The 16,394-nt window shown below is 42.4% G+C and carries 16 protein-coding genes and 1 tRNA gene; 12 read left to right on the top strand and 5 right to left on the bottom strand.

Features of this window, described 5'->3' with window-relative positions:
* Nucleotides 1-68: 68 nt before the first annotated feature.
* Both GJV22_RS20855 and GJV22_RS20850 read right to left on the bottom strand, forming a co-directional pair.
* Nucleotides 69-506, bottom strand: coding sequence for a peptidylprolyl isomerase (locus tag GJV22_RS20855; RefSeq protein WP_163718313.1), 438 nt, complete (start codon nucleotides 504-506; stop codon nucleotides 69-71).
* Nucleotides 507-566: 60 nt separating this feature from the next.
* Entirely contained in the window at nucleotides 567-1,361 is a 795-nt protein-coding gene (locus GJV22_RS20850; RefSeq protein WP_163718311.1) for a CPBP family intramembrane glutamic endopeptidase, read from the bottom strand.
* Nucleotides 1,362-1,683: 322 nt separating this feature from the next.
* Here GJV22_RS20850 and gdhA (GJV22_RS20845) point away from each other — a divergent pair, with 322 nt between their 5' ends.
* The 10 genes from gdhA (GJV22_RS20845) (at nucleotide 1,684) to GJV22_RS20800 (ending at nucleotide 9,569) form a co-directional block, all read left to right on the top strand.
* Nucleotides 1,684-3,036, top strand: a complete 1,353-nt coding sequence (gene gdhA, locus GJV22_RS20845; protein WP_163718309.1) for an NADP-specific glutamate dehydrogenase — start codon at nucleotides 1,684-1,686, stop codon at nucleotides 3,034-3,036.
* A gap of 159 nt (nucleotides 3,037-3,195) precedes the next feature.
* Nucleotides 3,196-4,530 carry an NADP-specific glutamate dehydrogenase gene (gdhA, locus tag GJV22_RS20840; protein WP_163718307.1) on the top strand — a complete coding sequence of 445 codons (1,335 nt, stop codon included), beginning with the start codon at nucleotides 3,196-3,198 and terminating at the stop codon, nucleotides 4,528-4,530.
* A 143-nt stretch (nucleotides 4,531-4,673) separates the two neighbouring features.
* On the top strand, nucleotides 4,674-5,438 hold the full coding sequence (locus tag GJV22_RS20835; RefSeq protein ID WP_163718306.1) for a TatD family hydrolase: 765 nt from the start codon (nucleotides 4,674-4,676) through the stop codon (nucleotides 5,436-5,438).
* Between the two features lie 27 nt (nucleotides 5,439-5,465).
* Nucleotides 5,466-6,497, top strand: coding sequence for an asparaginase (locus GJV22_RS20830; protein ID WP_163718473.1), 1,032 nt, complete (start codon nucleotides 5,466-5,468; stop codon nucleotides 6,495-6,497).
* Nucleotides 6,498-6,557: 60 nt separating this feature from the next.
* A tRNA-Ser gene (locus tag GJV22_RS20825) sits at nucleotides 6,558-6,645 on the top strand.
* A gap of 140 nt (nucleotides 6,646-6,785) precedes the next feature.
* On the top strand, nucleotides 6,786-7,607 hold the full coding sequence (locus tag GJV22_RS20820; protein WP_238480369.1) for a MotA/TolQ/ExbB proton channel family protein: 822 nt from the start codon (nucleotides 6,786-6,788) through the stop codon (nucleotides 7,605-7,607).
* Between the two features lie 8 nt (nucleotides 7,608-7,615).
* Entirely contained in the window at nucleotides 7,616-8,071 is a 456-nt protein-coding gene (locus GJV22_RS20815; RefSeq protein WP_163718304.1) for a hypothetical protein, read from the top strand.
* Between the two features lie 35 nt (nucleotides 8,072-8,106).
* Entirely contained in the window at nucleotides 8,107-8,685 is a 579-nt protein-coding gene (locus tag GJV22_RS20810; RefSeq protein ID WP_163718302.1) for a biopolymer transporter ExbD, read from the top strand.
* Between the two features lie 2 nt (nucleotides 8,686-8,687).
* The gene (locus GJV22_RS20805) at nucleotides 8,688-9,161 is read left to right on the top strand and encodes an ExbD/TolR family protein (RefSeq protein ID WP_163718300.1); all 474 of its coding nucleotides are present in this window, start codon (nucleotides 8,688-8,690) and stop codon (nucleotides 9,159-9,161) included.
* 69 nt (nucleotides 9,162-9,230) lie between these two features.
* Nucleotides 9,231-9,569, top strand: coding sequence for a cupin domain-containing protein (locus GJV22_RS20800; protein ID WP_163718298.1), 339 nt, complete (start codon nucleotides 9,231-9,233; stop codon nucleotides 9,567-9,569).
* Between the two features lie 303 nt (nucleotides 9,570-9,872).
* Here GJV22_RS20800 and aspS read toward each other — a convergent pair whose 3' ends face one another.
* Nucleotides 9,873-11,630, bottom strand: a complete 1,758-nt coding sequence (gene aspS, locus GJV22_RS20795; protein WP_163718296.1) for an aspartate--tRNA ligase — start codon at nucleotides 11,628-11,630, stop codon at nucleotides 9,873-9,875.
* Between the two features lie 93 nt (nucleotides 11,631-11,723).
* On the opposite strand from aspS, the gene GJV22_RS20790 reads away from it, so the two are divergent.
* Together GJV22_RS20790 and GJV22_RS20785 are read left to right on the top strand one after the other, a co-directional pair.
* Complete coding sequence (locus tag GJV22_RS20790) at nucleotides 11,724-12,164, top strand: nucleoside deaminase (RefSeq protein WP_163718293.1); 441 nt, start codon at nucleotides 11,724-11,726, stop codon at nucleotides 12,162-12,164.
* A 148-nt stretch (nucleotides 12,165-12,312) separates the two neighbouring features.
* Entirely contained in the window at nucleotides 12,313-13,893 is a 1,581-nt protein-coding gene (locus GJV22_RS20785) for a glycoside hydrolase family 28 protein (RefSeq protein WP_163718291.1), read from the top strand.
* A 96-nt stretch (nucleotides 13,894-13,989) separates the two neighbouring features.
* On the opposite strand, the gene GJV22_RS20780 is transcribed toward GJV22_RS20785, so the two are convergent.
* Nucleotides 13,990-15,219, bottom strand: a complete 1,230-nt coding sequence (locus GJV22_RS20780; RefSeq protein ID WP_163718289.1) for a 3-phosphoshikimate 1-carboxyvinyltransferase — start codon at nucleotides 15,217-15,219, stop codon at nucleotides 13,990-13,992.
* A gap of 22 nt (nucleotides 15,220-15,241) precedes the next feature.
* The gene (gene aroB, locus GJV22_RS20775; RefSeq protein ID WP_163718287.1) at nucleotides 15,242-16,312 is read right to left on the bottom strand and encodes a 3-dehydroquinate synthase; all 1,071 of its coding nucleotides are present in this window, start codon (nucleotides 16,310-16,312) and stop codon (nucleotides 15,242-15,244) included.
* Nucleotides 16,313-16,394 lie beyond the last annotated feature (82 nt).

Raw genomic sequence — 16,394 nt, 5'->3', positions numbered from 1 at the left:
ACTTTTTGAATGATACAAAAAGAAAAAAAGTGAGAGCTTAAAAAAGCCGGTTGTTACCGGCTTTTGAATTATTCTTCGATGATAATGATTTTTTCAATTACATCGCCGGGTCGGATCGCATCGATTACCTCAAGGCCTTCGTAGACCTTGCCAAAGCAGGTATGTTTACGATCGAGATGCGCTGTATTTTGGCGACTGTGGCAAATAAAGAATTGTGAGCCACCAGTGTTTCTTCCGGCGTGAGCCATTGATAAAACGCCACGGTCATGGTATTGGTTTTCACCGCTTAGTTCGCACTTAATCGTATATCCCGGGCCACCGGCACCAGTTCCGTCCGGACATCCTCCCTGGATTACAAAGTTCGGGATTACGCGGTGAAAAGTTAAACCATCGTAGAATCCGTCTTTCGAAAGTTTGACAAAGTTCTCAACTGTTCCCGGAGCATCTTCTTCATAGAAGTTAACCTTCATAACTCCCTTGACAGTATGGATTTCTGCTTTTTTCATTCTTCTTATTGATTAAAATTCAGCCTCAAAAATACAAATAATCCCGATGACGTGCTATTGTTATAGGTTTAGTTCGTTCTTTTTATATACTTGTAGCAAGCTGGTTGAGAATATCATGGCTGCTGCCAGGTAAAAAGTCAGGTATAAAAGGGTATTGTCTATTAGGCTTGCCGTGCTTTTTATTTCGCCGGCAAGTATGATGATTGTGTAGGCAATGCCGTTGTTTAGGATGTGCAAAAGAATGCATAAAGCCAGTGAGCGAGTTTGCCAGTATATAAAACCAATGAAAAGGCTAAGTGCAAATGCGATAACCGCCTGCAGAAGTGAAACGTGAAATAGCGCAAAAATCAAGGACCCAAGTAAGATGCTGACAACTGGTTTGTAGTTTTTTAAAAGGCCTCTCAGTATTACGCCTCTGAAAATTGTTTCATTCATGATTGGCGAAAGAATGACAATGAAAAGGAGCGAACCAAACTTTTGGTTGGTCAGATTCGCAAAATGTAATTGCAATATGCTGGTAGCAGGCACGAATTGCTCCAGCGGCTCCATAAGGAATATTAAAGCGATGGCTCCCAGTATCGCAAACAGCCAGTGTGACCTGAAATTTACATTTAGTTCTTTTTTGAGGCTGAATGAGTCTGTTTTTCGAATCTTTCTGAAGGCGTAGAAAATGATCAATAGTTGTGCGGTAATTTTGGAGCCGTAAAAATAAAATGAATCAAACCTTGACAGAATACCTGCGTTGTTCGTGATATATCGGAATATGACATAGGGCAGAAGGATGATTGCCATCACTAATATCAATTGCAAGAACAACGCAATTGACTGGAGTAAATTAGGGTAATGACGTTGCATTTCTTTTAACAGAGATTTAGCTGATTGTTCGTTCCAAATTTAGTTAAATAAAGCGATCTCACAGGATAGCCGATCAAGGTTTTTGATGAATGAATGTTTTGCGAGGTTGAATTGCTGTTTTACTCCCATAAGCGAATATTTTTGATAGATATTAAGTTTAGTCCGTGCTTTACTTACGATTCAGTTATTCTGAGCTGTGTTTTGTGATAAAATGACGAGGTTTGTTTGTTAAGTATTTGATATTCAAATTTATGTGCTAAAAAACACCTTCTTTGATAAGAAATAATTCCCGAACTTCATAGTAAACTAAATTAGCGCTGCTATGAAAAACCCAATTGAAAATTTCATTCAAGATTTTATGGCTTACGTTCGAGCGAGTGATCCACACCAGCTTGAATTTCATCAGGCAGTTCATGAGGTTATCGAATCTTTGGCTCCTTATCTGCTGGATCATCCGAAATACATGAAAATGAAAATTCTGGAGCGCCTGGTTGAACCCGAGCGTGTTGTTCATTTTCGGGTTCCGTGGCTCGATGACCGCGGGAATATTCAAGTAAACAGGGGTTTTCGGGTTGAGATGAATTCGGCTATTGGCCCTTATAAAGGAGGATTGCGGTTTCACCCGACGGTAACACTCAGTATTATGAAGTTTTTGGCTTTTGAGCAGGTTTTCAAGAATAGCCTTACCAGTTTGCCAATGGGCGGCGGCAAAGGCGGTTCCGACTTCGACCCGAAGAATAAGTCGGACATGGAAGTGATGCGTTTCTGTCAAAGTTTTATGACAGAGCTTTTCAGGCATATCGGGCCCAATACAGATGTGCCGGCGGGTGATATTGGAGTTGGAGGAAGAGAGATCGGTTTCTTATTTGGCCAATATAAGCGGGTTCGGAATGAATTTACCGGTGTTTTGACCGGCAAGGGGATTGAGTGGGGAGGTAGCCTGATTCGGCCGGAGGCAACTGGTTATGGAACCGTTTATTTCGCCAAGGAGATGATGAACACCAAGGGTGAAAGCCTGGAGGGAAAAGTTGTCTGTATTTCCGGTTCGGGAAATGTAGCGCAATTCGCCGCGCAAAAAGTGCTGGAGTTGGGCGGTAAAGTCGTGACAATGTCTGACTCAGGCGGATTTATTCACGATCCGGATGGAATTGATCCGGAGAAATTGGCGTACATCTTCCAATTGAAGAACGAGCAACGCGGCAGAATTAAATCGTATGCGGATAAATACGGATGCCCGTTTTATGCGGGACAAAGACCATGGCGTATTGCTTGCGACGTGGCTTTGCCATGCGCGACAGAAAATGAAATTCACGAAGATGATGCAGCGATGCTTTTGAAAAATGGGTGCCAGGTGGTTGCTGAAGGTGCGAATATGCCTTGCACGCCCGAGGCAGTTCATCTTTTTTTGAAGGCTAGAATTTTGTATGCCCCGGGAAAAGCGGCAAATGCCGGTGGGGTTGCTGTTTCCGGACTTGAAATGGCTCAAAACAGCATGCGTTTAAACTGGACGCGCGAAGAGGTCGACGACCGCTTGCACACAATCATGAGAACAATACATGCAATGTGTTTAAAACATGGACAAAAAAGAGACGGCTGGATAAACTATGTCGATGGGGCGAATATAGGCGGCTTTGTAAAAGTCGCTCAAGCAATGATTGCCCAAGGGGTTGTTTAATTGGGGAAACAGAAGACCGGCTTTCTAAGTCGGTTTTTTTGTTGCTATTAAACATCGTAGTTTTCCTGAAACTTGTTTGAAAATCAGTTTTTCGTTTCGTTTTCATCCTTTCCTTTGTTACTTTAATTTTTCAATCATTTTGAATCAATCTCAATTGTGATGGGAACGGATATGAATGAATTTATGCAAGCCCTTCGGGCGAAAACACCCGGTGAAACAGAGTTTCATCAGGCAGTACAGGAAGTGGTAGAAACTATTTGGGACGTGTACCAGAAAAATCCCAGATATCAACAAGCAAAAATACTGGAACGCATGGTAGAGCCTGAGCGTGTCATTATGTTTCGGGTGCCGTGGGTCGATGATAAAGGTGAAGTTCAAATAAATCGGGGATACCGTATTGAGTTTAATTCGGCTTTAGGGCCATACAAAGGCGGTTTGCGTTTTCACCCGACTGTGACTCTTTCAATCTTGAAGTTCTTAGGTTTTGAACAAACCTTTAAGAATAGTTTGACCACTTTGCCGATGGGAGGTGGAAAAGGAGGTTCGGATTTCAGTCCAAAAGGAAAGTCCGATAATGAGATCATGCGTTTTTGTCAAAGTTTTATGACTGAGTTGCAGCGACATATTGGACCGGATACGGATGTTCCTGCCGGTGATATTGGTGTTGGCGGGCGCGAAATCGGTTACCTTTTTGGGCAATATAAAAGAATCAGAAACGAGTTCACAGGCGTTTTGACAGGTAAAGGTCTCGCTTGGGGCGGAAGTTTGATTCGTCCGGAGGCGACAGGGTTTGGTGCTGTTTATTTCGTGCATCACATGCTCGATTACCTGGGGAAAGAAATCGCGGGACAAACGTTTGCTGTTTCGGGTTTCGGCAATGTTGCCTGGGGAGCGATTTCAAAAATAACCGAGTTGGGAGGAAAAGTGGTGACCATCTCCGGTCCGGACGGATATATTTACGATCCTGAAGGAATCAGTGGCGAAAAAATTGATTATATGCTCGAATTAAGGGATACGAATAACGATATTGTCGAGCCTTATGCTGCCGAGTTTGGTGCACAGTTTTTTGCCGGGCGCAAACCATGGGAGCAAAAAGTAGACATCGCAATTCCGTGTGCAACCCAGAACGAAGTGGCCTTGGAGGATGCCAAAATGCTGGTGGCTAACGGTTGTTTCCTTTTAGCAGAAGCATCCAATATGGGTTGCACTGCTGAAGCAGTTGATTACCTGGCAGCACACATTAATTATGCTCCGGGTAAAGCGGTGAATGCCGGTGGAGTTGCAGTTTCGGGTCTTGAGATGACACAAAACAGCCAGCGTTTGAACTGGACGCGTGAAGAAGTGGATGCCCGTCTGCACATTATAATGCGCGAAATTCATGAGACGTGTGTGAAATACGGGAGAAATGGCGACCGGATCAATTACGTTAAAGGTGCTAATGTTGGTGGTTTCGTGAAAGTTGCTGATGCAATGTTAGCGCAAGGTGTGGTTTAATTTTTCTGTTACAAAATATTTGAAGACCGACTTGAAAGTTTAATGCTTTTTAGTCGGTTTTTTATGAATTAGTAATAAGATAATATTCGATACACATTGGGTTCCGTTTTTCCTTTTTTCTTTGTATTAAATTATTCTTTTAAATGCTAATCGATACACATTCGCACATTTATACGGAAGATTTTTCAGATGATATTGCTGAAGTCATTCAACGTGCCTACGAGAATGAAGTCCGAAAGATCGTACTTCCAAATATAGACAGCTCAACGGTTAAGAAGGTTTTAGACCTTACCGCGCAGTACCCGCAAATTTGCTACCCGCTGATGGGGCTTCATCCCACTTCCGTTAATGAAGACTACGAAGAAGAGCTTCAGTTGGTCGAGTTCTGGCTGCAGAAAAGTAAGTTTTATGGTATTGGCGAAATCGGTATCGATTTATATTGGGATAAGACATTTGTGAAAGAACAGACCGATGCGTTTAGGCGGCAAATACGAATGGCGAAGAAGTATGACTTGCCTATTGTAATTCATTTTCGGGAATCTTTCGATGAAGTGATGACTGTTTTGCGGGAAGAGCATGAACCAGGCCTGCAGGGAGTCTTTCATAGTTTTTCGGGCTCTTTGGAGCAAGCGCAACAGGTCATTGATCTGGGGTTTAAATTAGGTGTGAATGGCGTTGTAACGTTTAAAAATAGCGGAATGGATAAAGTTATTGAAAAGGTTGACCCTTCTCATATAATTTTAGAAACAGATGCCCCATATTTGACTCCTGTTCCTTTTCGGGGAAAACGTAATGAAAGTTCCTACTTGATTTATGTTGCCCGGAAGGTTGCTGAGTTACACCACATCAGCGTTCACGACCTGGCCAAACAATCAACCCAAAACGCAGAAAGTCTGTTTCGAATTTGAAAATTATACTTGATGCTCATTAGCCCTATGAACAAGCAAGTACCTTCGATCTTAATTATTTATACCGGTGGGACTATTGGTATGGTACAAAAAGAAGGAGGTGCTTTAAACCCTGTGAAGTTTGATCAAATTCTGGATGAAGTTCCGGAATTGAACCGCTTGGGATATCATTTGGAATCGCTTACATTTAATCCGCCGATCGACTCCTCTGATATGACACCTAAAAAGTGGACCAAGCTGGCAAAAATCATTCATGCGAATTACAGTCGTTTTGATGGATTTGTTGTTTTGCATGGAACTGATACCATGGCTTATACCGCATCAGCCTTGAGCTATATGCTCGAAAACCTGGATAAACCTGTTGTTTTAACCGGATCACAGTTGCCGATTGGTATTTTGAGAACCGATGGTAAAGAAAACCTGATTACTTCAATCGAAATTGCTGCTGCCAAGCAAAACGGAATGCCCGTTGTACCGGAAGTGAGTATTTATTTCGATTTTAAATTGATGCGTGGCAACCGGACCAAGAAACGCCATGCCGATCACTTCAGCGCATTTAATTCAACAAATTATCCGTTGTTGGCTAAAGCTGGTGTTGATATCAAGTATTTTTACGAGAATATTTTCTACTCCGGAAAAAAAGGAATTTTAAATGTAAATTCCGCATTTGATGAAAATGTGGTGGTTTTAAAAATTTTTCCTGGAATTAGTAAAGCTGTTTTTGAGAGCGTCATCAATATACCCGGCCTACGGGGAATTGTATTGGAAGCTTATGGAGCAGGCAATGTCCCAACTGCACCTTGGTTCACTAGGTTGATCAAGAAGGCAGCTCGTTTGCGAATCCTTATTGTCACTGTAACACAGTGTGAAGGGGGGGCTGTCAAGATGGGACATTATCAAACGAGTAAAGAACTTCTGAATTCAGGAGTTATCAGCGGAAAAGATATGACTACAGAAGCCGCCGTGACCAAATTAATGTTTTTGCTTGGACAGGGTTTAAGCGAGGATGATATAAAGCTTTATATGAATAAAAGCATGAGCGGTGAAATAAGTGAGTAGTTATTTTTTTTTCCCGATTTTTTTGTAATTTGCAGCCCGAATTTACAGGAGCCGGATCTTGGAGAGGTGCAGGAGTGGCTGAACTGGCACGCCTGGAAAGCGTGTGTACCTCAAAAGGGTACCGAGGGTTCGAATCCCTCTCTCTCCGCCGTTTTGTTCTTTGTAAAATAGCTTGAAAGATTTTAGAAATGTTTTGGAAAGGGTGGGGAGTTCTCCAATTCTGACAGAATATCAATCAAATAGTATAAAATAAAAATTAAGGAGATTTACTAATTAAAATTGAAACCAATGATGAAAAAACTATTTGCGTTTATAGCAGTATTTGGGATGCTTTATATTGGAGCGTCGAACAATGCCGTAGCTCAGGATCAAACCGAAGCTGACTCGACTGAAGTTGCAGCTGCACAGGAAACTGCACCGGCAGTTAATACAGCTGATGCTGAAGAAGAGGCTGCTGCAGCTGCTGAAGAAGGTCAAACTTTACACAGCCAGTTGAAACAAAAGTTTATCGAAGGGGGTGCCGGATTCATGGCATTCGTATTAATCTGTTTGATTTTGGGTCTTGCAATGGCGTTGGAAAGAGTTATTTACTTGAACCTTGCAACAAGTAATAACAAGAAACTTTTATTGAAAGTTGAAGATGCATTGGCTACAGGTGGTATTGAAGCAGCAAAAGAAGTTTGCCGCAATACTCGTGGACCGGTTGCAGGTATTTTCTACCAAGGTTTGGACCGTTCGGGAGAAGGTATTGATGTAGTTGAAAAAACTGTCGTTGCTTACGGTGGTGTACAAGCAGGTTTGCTTGAAAAAGGTTTAAGCTGGTTAGCACTGTTTATCGCTTTGGCTCCTATGTTAGGTTTCATGGGTACAGTAATCGGTATGATCGACGCTTTCGACGCGATTGAAGTAGCTGGTGACATTAGCCCTGCGTTGGTTGCTGGTGGTATTAAAGTGGCATTGATTACAACAGTATCTGGTCTTGTTGTTGCGATGATTCTGCAGATCTTCTATAACTATTGTCTTGCAAAAATCGATTCAATCATTAATAGTATGGAAGATGCTTCTATCTCTTTGATTGATATCTTGGTAAAACACAACCTTAAAAAATAATCGAAACTATGAAGTCTGAAAAAGTATTAAGCATTTTATTGTGGGTACTTTTGGCAGTTTCAGCTATTTTGGTTGTGTCTTTGATGATGAATCTTAGCGACGATAAAGCTGACTCTACCATGGGTGCATGGATTAACACAAATTTGACATGGTCTTATTTGTTGCTCGGAGCTGGTACTATCGTTGCAGTTGTATTTGCATTAATTCATACATTTACTGATAAAGCTGCTGCTAAAAAGGGTTTAGTCGCCTTAGTATTTGCAGGCGTTGTGCTTGGCTTGGCTTATGTCATTGCCTCTGGTTCAATCCCTGAATTTTATGGCGTTGATAAATACGTAGCTGATGGTAGCTTAACAACAACCATTTCGAAATGGATTGGTACTACCTTGTATGCAACCTACATTCTGTTGTTCCTGGCAATTGTTGCAATTGCCGTTTCAGCAGTATCTCGTATTTTTAAATAATTTATCGTGGATTTTAACTCAGGAAAAGTTTAATTATGGCAAGAAAAGTTCCCGAAATACCAGCATCATCTTTGGCGGATATCGCCTTCATGTTGCTCATCTTTTTCCTGGTAACGACCACGATGGATGTTGACAGCGGTTTGGAACGCAGACTTCCTCCAATGCCACCAGAAGATCAAATCGACGATGATACACCTCCGATTAAGGAACGTAACGTATTTGTTGTTTTGGTTAACGCACAAGACCAGTTATTGGTTGAAGGTGACTGGACGGATGTCAAAGATCTTCGTGATAAAGCCAAGGAATTTATGGCTAACCCGAATAATTCTGAGAATTTGCCTGAAAAGACAATGAAACAAGTGCCTTATTTCGGTGAAGTTGGAATTACTAAAGGTGTTATATCACTTAGAAATGACGTAGGTACCTCTTATGGAACCTATATCGCTGTACAAAACGAGTTGGTTGCTGCCATCAATGAATTGAGAGAAGAAACTGCAAATCAAAAATTCGGTAAGAGTTTTGATAGACTCGAGAGTGATCAACAAGACGCGATCAAAGAAATTTATCCGTCTAAGATCTCTGAAGCTGAACCTAAAAAAGTGGGAGGACGATAGAAATGTCAAAGTTTAGAAAAAACGATTCTAATGAATTACCTCCAATTTCAACGGCTTCATTGCCTGATATTGTATTCATGTTGCTGTTCTTCTTCATGGTTAGTACAACTATGAGGGAGGTAACTCTGATGGTTCAGGTTCATATTCCTGAAGCAACAGAACTCTCTAAATTGGAAAAGAAATCATTGGTAAGCTATATTTACGTGGGAACACCTATAAAGCAATACCAAGGAATATTCGGATCTGAACCTCGTATTCAGCTTAACGATCAATTCGCTCAAGCGTCTGATATAATTGATTATATCACTGCAGAGCGCGAAGCGCGTGATGAAGCAGAGGTCCCTATGATGATTACATCTCTGAAAGTAGACGAGTTTACAAAAATGGGTATCGTTACTGATATCAAACAAGAGTTGCGTAGAGCTTCGGCTTTGCACATCAATTACTCGTCTCGTAAGAGCTCAGCTGTAGAGTAGTCTGAAATAATATATTTTGAGAGGGAAACTAGTTTTAGTTTCCCTTTTTTATTTTTAATCTGAATGAATATGGCAAGTCTTATTTTTGATCAAACTCCCTATTTCACCGTTAGAGAAGGTTTAGAGCGTAAAATTATTCACACTAAAAATCTGATGACCGTACTGATTGACTTTACGGATGGTCCCTGGGAAGAACCAGAGCCACCGCATAGTCACCCGCACGAACAGACCTCTTATATTGCAGCGGGTGAAGTCTTGTTTTTTTGTGAAGATGAAGAGCCTGTAAAACTAAAAGCCGGTGATATGTTCGGTGTTCCTTCAGGGAAGAAGCACACCATTCAGTTGTTGACTCCGACAGCGCGGTTGGTCGATAGTTTCAACCCAATTCGCGAAGATTTTCTGAAATAGCAACGCGTGGCAGGGGACGTAGGCGGAACGACTCATTGAAGAGATACGCGGCTTTAAAAAAGAACAACGGGAGGATATTAAAAAACGCTCCCTACCTTTTACTAAAAAGGTAGGGAGCGTTTTGCTAAAAGGTCGTGACCTTTTCGGTCGGAGAACCCGACCTTTCTCTTGCGGTGACTTATTGATCGCTTTCCGAGTCCTTGCAGTATGTCAATTGGGATATACGAAAAGGGCTTTAACCCGGAAGTTAAAGCCCTTTTATGTCTTATTGTTACCAAGGTTTCAATCCTGGTTGGCAGACCATTATTTGGTCTCCTTTAAGTCTATTTTGATCTGCAATTCGTCTAATTGTGCATCAGCAATTGGCGAGGGAGCATCGTTCATTACGTCTCTTCCGGAATTGTTCTTCGGGAAAGCAATGGTGTCGCGAATACTGTCTAATCCTGCGAATAAGGAGACCAAACGATCGAAGCCGAATGCGATACCGGCATGCGGTGGTGCTCCGTATTTAAAGGCGCTCATTAGGAAGCCGAATTGCGCTTCGGCTGATTCTTTCGTGAAGCCCAGCAAATCGAACATTTTAGATTGAAGTTCGGAGTTAAAAATACGAACAGACCCTCCACCAATTTCGACACCGTTAATGACCAGGTCGTACGCATTGGCGCGTACTTTGCCCGGATCGGTTTCTAACAAGGGGATATCTTCCGGTTTTGGAGCTGTAAATGGGTGGTGCATCGCGTAATAGCGTTGGCTTTCCTCATCCCATTCCAACAATGGAAAATCGACTACCCACAACGGTTTAAAGGTGTCTTTGTCACGCAATCCTAACTGGTTAGCCATTTCCAAACGTAATTCGCCCAGTGCTTTTAAGGTTTTTTCCTGGTCGCCTGAGAGAACCAAAATCAAGTCGCCCGCTTCGGCTCCACAGGTGTCAACCCACTTTTGCAGGTCTTCTTCACCGTAGAATTTATCGACAGATGACTTGAGGCTGCCATCAGTATTGTATTTCAGGTACACCATGCCTTTGGCACCAATTTGCGGGCGTTTCACCCAATTGGTCAAGGCGTCCAGTTGTTTGCGGGTATATTCGCTACATCCTTTGGCACAAATTGCACCAACAAATTCAGCTTCGTCAAAAACTTTAAAGTCTTTTCCTTTTACATCCTCACTGATGTCATTAATTAGCATCTCGAAACGAATGTCCGGTTTGTCTGATCCGTATTTTGCCATCGCTTCAGCATAAGGCATCCGAACGAAATCGTCAACATCAATATTTTTTGTGTTTTTGAAGAGATGCTTCGTCATGCCTTCAAACAAGTTCAATACATCTTCTTGCTCCACAAACGACATTTCGCAGTCGATTTGGGTGAATTCAGGTTGACGATCGGCCCGTAAATCTTCATCGCGGAAACATTTTACAATTTGGTAATAGCGGTCGAAACCGGCTACCATCAGCAATTGTTTGAAGATTTGTGGTGATTGCGGAAGGGCATAAAACTCGCCTGGGTTCATGCGGGATGGAACCACAAAGTCGCGGGCACCTTCCGGAGTCGACTTCATTAAAACAGGTGTTTCTGTTTCAATAAATTCGCGGTCATTCAGGAATGAACGAATTTCATGAGCCATTTTCGACCGCAAAATGAGGTTTTCGCGAACCGGGTTCCGTCGCAAATCCAGGTAACGGTATTTCATCCGAATATCATCTCCACCGTCACTTTCATCTTCAATCGTGAAAGGAGGTACGGCGGACGTGCTCAATATGGTTAGTTTGCTTACTTCAATTTCAATGTCCCCGGTTGGGATGTTTTTATTTTTGCTGCTTCGTTCGAGGACGGTACCAACAACCTGAATGACAAATTCACGACCCAGTTTTTTGACATTTTCTTTCAACTCGTTAGACGAATTTTCATTGAAAACCAACTGAGTGATGCCAAAACGGTCGCGTAAGTCCACAAAGGTCATTCCGCCTAATTCACGTTTTCGCTGCACCCAGCCAGCCAGAGTAGTCTCTTTTCCCTGGTGTTCCAGTCGAAGTTCACCACAGGTGTGCGTTCTGTACATATTGCTTGATTCTTTTTTGTTTGCCTGCAAAAATAAGCAGATTTTAGCAATTAAATTGGTAGGTTTGTCATTAATATTGAATTGATTTGACGCATGCAGCCCTTTGATGATGTCTATTTTATGAAACGTGCGTTTCAGGAAGCACAACAAGCTTATGAGAAAGGTGAAGTTCCGGTAGGAGCCGTTGTTGTTGCCAATAACCGGATCATTGCCCGGGCGCACAATCTTACTGAAACGTTGACCGATGTTACTGCTCACGCCGAGATGCAGGCTGTTACCGCAGCTGCCAACTTATTGGGTGGGAAATACCTGAACGAATGTACTTTGTATGTGACACTGGAACCATGTGTAATGTGTGCCGGAGCTTTAGGCTGGGCGCAATTAGGCAAGTTGGTTTATGGTGCAACTGACGATAAAAGGGGCTTTTCAAAATTTGCACCGAAAGGTCTTCACCCGAAAACGGAAGTTGTTTCGGGAGTGATGGGCGACGATTGTGCTGATCTGATGACCGCATTTTTTAAGGAAAAAAGGTAAATCACCGAAGTCTCTACACATCAACTATTTTATTAATTCGAGTTGCCAGCAAGTTGATTTTCCCGGATTTAAGAATGTAAACGTTTTCATGGGATTGAAAAGTTGATTAGTTTTGCGAGAGACTATCAAATATCGACTTTAATAAATTATGAAACGAAATTATTACTTGCTTATAGCCACAGTCGTATTTTCACTTTCGGCATGTATAAATGTTAAGAAAAACAGTGCCGGATGGACTTTGGCTAAAATTCCAACACTGAGTGACGTTGGACATACGAATCTGCCCGAGGAGATCGCAGCGGTTGACGCGCCATTTGAAACAGTGCAGTTTATAAAGCCCGTATTTCAGCAAGATACCATCCGGGTGGAACTTTCGTTGGAAAAGGTCAATTCAACTATCATTAATAAGGCAATTGCTGATTTGTCTTCGAACGGGGGAGGGGTGGTCGAAATCCCTACCGGTGAGTGGCTGACCGGACGCGTTGAGCTCAAATCGAACGTTAATCTTCATATTCCGGAAGGAAGTATCCTGCGATTTAGTGGCTTGGTGAAGGATTTTCAACCCGCAGTTTTTACCCGCATCGAAGGAGTGGATGTGATGTCACTTGGCGCTTGTATTTATGCCAACCATCAGGATAATATTGCAGTGACCGGTCGTGGAAAATTAATAGGTCCGACTGGTGGAGATATTCGCGATCGAATTGATCGTTCCGGGGTAATCGAAAATGTAATTGAAGCAAGTACCCCAATCGGGGAACGCATGTTCGATGGAAATCAGGAATCAGGAACGATTTTTCCACCCATGTTTATTTCACCCATTAATTGTACCAATGTATATATTGAAGGTGTCTCCCTGGAGAATACAGCTTTCTGGAATGTCGTCCCAATTTATTGCGATCATGTAATTATCCGCGGGATCAATGTGAATTCAGTTGGAGTACCGAGGGGCGACGGCATCGACATTGAATCGAGTCGAAATGTACTGATAGAATACGTTACATTGAGTTGTGGTGACGATTGTTTCACGATGAAAGCCGGGCGAGGTTATGACGGTTTGCGCGTGAATAAACCAACGGAGAACGTCGTGGTGCGTTATTGTCTGGCGAAGGAAGGACATGGAGGCATTACCGTTGGAAGTGAAACTGCCGGGGTAATCAGAAACCTGTATATTCACGATTGTGTTTTTGATGATACGGAAGTGGGAATTCGTTTTAAAACGCGCAGACCCCGTGGTGGCGGGGGTGAAAACCTGATCTACGAGCGTATTCGGATGAATTTAAGAGCAACCGCGTTTAAGTGGGACATGCTTGGCGACTCCTTGTATGTTGGAGCGTTGGCCGAAAGATTACCAGCAAGAGATGTGAACGAGTTGACGCCCAAATATAAGAACATTCAAGCGAAAGATATTTTAATTGAAAATTGTACTCACCTTGTAAAGGTTTTCGGAATTCCGGAATCTCCGCTTGAGGACTTGAACATAGAAAATGTCGTGGCTAATTGCAGCAATTTTTTTTATGCCTGTGATTTGCAGGGAGGAACATTTAAGAATATGCGATTAAATTCGAATGACAGTATTCTTGAATTTGTAGATGCCGGAAATCTCCGTTTCGAGAATATTGATTTCAATACGCCTGCAAGAAAAATAGACTTGAAGATTGAGGGACGACAAAGTGATCAGATTCAGTTTTCGAACTGTTCACATATCGAAGATCAGACGTGGTTCCGTTAATTAAAATTCATAGCGACGTGATTTTGCACATAAAAAGGCGGATGACTTTCAAGCTGAAAGTCATCCGCTTTTTTTATAATATGTTGTCGATTAAATCTAGCCTTCTGAAACATCAAAACCAACCAATTTTAAATCTTCGTAATAGGCCGGATATGATTTGGTAACAACCATTGGGTCGTCAATTTCAACTTTTCCAAAGAAAGCCGCTGGAGCAAAAGCCAGTGCCATGCGATGATCGTGATAGGTTGAAATGAATGGAACGTCTTGCTTATTGAATGGGAACGTTCCGTCCCAAGCCAATTCACCATGCTGTGGCTCTTCCAGCTGAGCGCCAAATTTAGAGAGCTCATTTTGCAGGGCTGCAATACGGTTGGTTTCCTTAATTTTCAAGGTTTCCAGGCCTGTAAAGTGGAAAGGAACTTTTTTCATCACACACAGAACCGCCATCGTTTGTGCAATATCCGGGTTTTCGAGGAAATCCAGGTTCAACTTTTTTGGCTGAATATTGGCTGTTTTACGAATGGTAATGCCATCGGCGGTGGCTTCACTTTCAACTCCAAAAGGTTTAAACCATGGAGCAATAGCGCAATCTCCCTGCAAGCTCATCAGGTGCAGGTTGGGCAATTTTACTTCACCTTCATCGGCTAAGGCTAAAATCTCGTACCAGTACGATGCGCCCGACCAGTCACCTTCGCAGGTAAATTCAATAGGTTTATATTGTTGCTGTGCGATGCGGATCTCGTTGCCTTTGAAATGAGCTGTAACCCCGAATTGTTTCATCAGGTTCAGGGTCATTTCAATGTATGAGCGAGAAGTTATTTTGTTTTTCAACCGGATGGTTAAGCCATCTTCCAGCGTCGGAGCAATCATTAACAAAGCAGAAATATATTGACTGCTGATACTGCCATCGAGCTCCAAAACCTTGCCTTTCAGATGTGAACCAAAAATGCGCAGGGGCGGGTAGCCTTCGTTTTCAACGTATTCAATTTTGGCGCCCAATTCGTTCAACGCGTCCACTAGCACTTTGATCGGACGTTGTTTCATCCGGTCAGAACCGGTGATGATCCACTCCCCAACAATCTGAGAAAGAAAGGCAGTCAGGAAACGCATCGCTGTACCGGCGTGGCCGATATCGAACAAGTTGGTGTTCGATTCCATCACCTTCTTCATCACCTTGGTATCGTCACTATCCGACAGGTTTTTAATCTCGTATGGACTGTAACTCAGTGAGTGGATAATTAATGCCCGGTTGGCAATACTTTTTGAGGCCGGCAAATTAATCGTGCCGTAAACCTTTTTATCTGATTTGGAAACTTGAAATTTCATAATTAGTCAAAGTCAAAAATTGCTATACACTCAATTGTCGGTAGTAATCCAGCGCTTCAAAGATCAGTTCTTTTGAGCAGTCCTGGTTGATTTCAACCTGTCCGATTTTCGAAATCAGGGTGAAATTAATACGGGTACCTTCGTTCTTTTTATCGTGCGTCATTAATTCGTACAGTGCTCCGTAATCGGATGGTGTGATGTCGAATTTGCCATATTTGTTTAATAGCCATGCCGAAACAGATTGAAGTAATTCCGCATTGAATCCACATTTTTTTGCCGACAGAAACAGCTCGGCAATCATCCCGTAGACAACGGCAAAACCGTGCAGAATAGGTTTGCCTTCGTGCAGGGCGTAACTTTCAAAAGCATGGCCAACGGTGTGTCCGAAATTCAATGCTTTGCGGATATTTTTTTCGGTCAGGTCATTCTCAACATGCCACTCTTTCACAGCAACCGAATGAGCAATTATTTCCTGTAACGATTCGTAATCAATATGATTCAGATCGTATACCATTAATTCGGCCCAATGCTCCGGACTTTTTATCAGCCCGTGTTTCAGCATTTCAGCATAACCAGAAAGGAAGTTTTCGTAATCGATGGTTTTCAGAAAATTGGTGTTGATGATTACCGCGTCCGGTTCGTTGAAGACGCCGATTTCATTCTTTAAACCATTAAAATTGATTCCGGTTTTCCCTCCCAGCGATGCATCAACCTGGGCGAGCAAAGTGGTTGGGATATTCACGAAAGCCATTCCCCTTTTAAAGGTTGAAGCCGCGAATCCACCCAAATCGGTCAGCATACCACCACCAATATTGATGAGTAGCGATTTGCGGTCGGCACCGAATTTTGATAAAACCTCCCAAACCTGTTCAACAGACCGGATTGATTTGTGAGTTTCGCCACCCTTGATTTTGATGGTTCTAATCTGGAATTTGTCGATTAAAGATTGAATTAACGGCAAACACAACTTTGCCGGTGTTTCCTCCGTTAGTAAGAATACTTTCCCGCTTGCGAAACTGCTGATGATATTTTCCAGTTCCGTTTCAATCTGTTGGGAAAAGATGATATTCGAATGTATATTTGATGCAGTCATCACCTGTTTTTTTGGTGCTCGCAAAGTTAAAAAAAAATGAGAGCCCTGAGAATTTTAAACTCACAAGGGGTAATTATTTACA

It is taken from the genome of Mangrovibacterium lignilyticum, from assembly GCF_010882175.1.
GTDB classification, from domain to species: Bacteria; Bacteroidota; Bacteroidia; order Bacteroidales; family Prolixibacteraceae; genus Mangrovibacterium; species Mangrovibacterium lignilyticum.
Note: the sequence above shows the minus strand (reverse complement) of the source record. Positions and strands in the feature narration are given on the sequence as shown.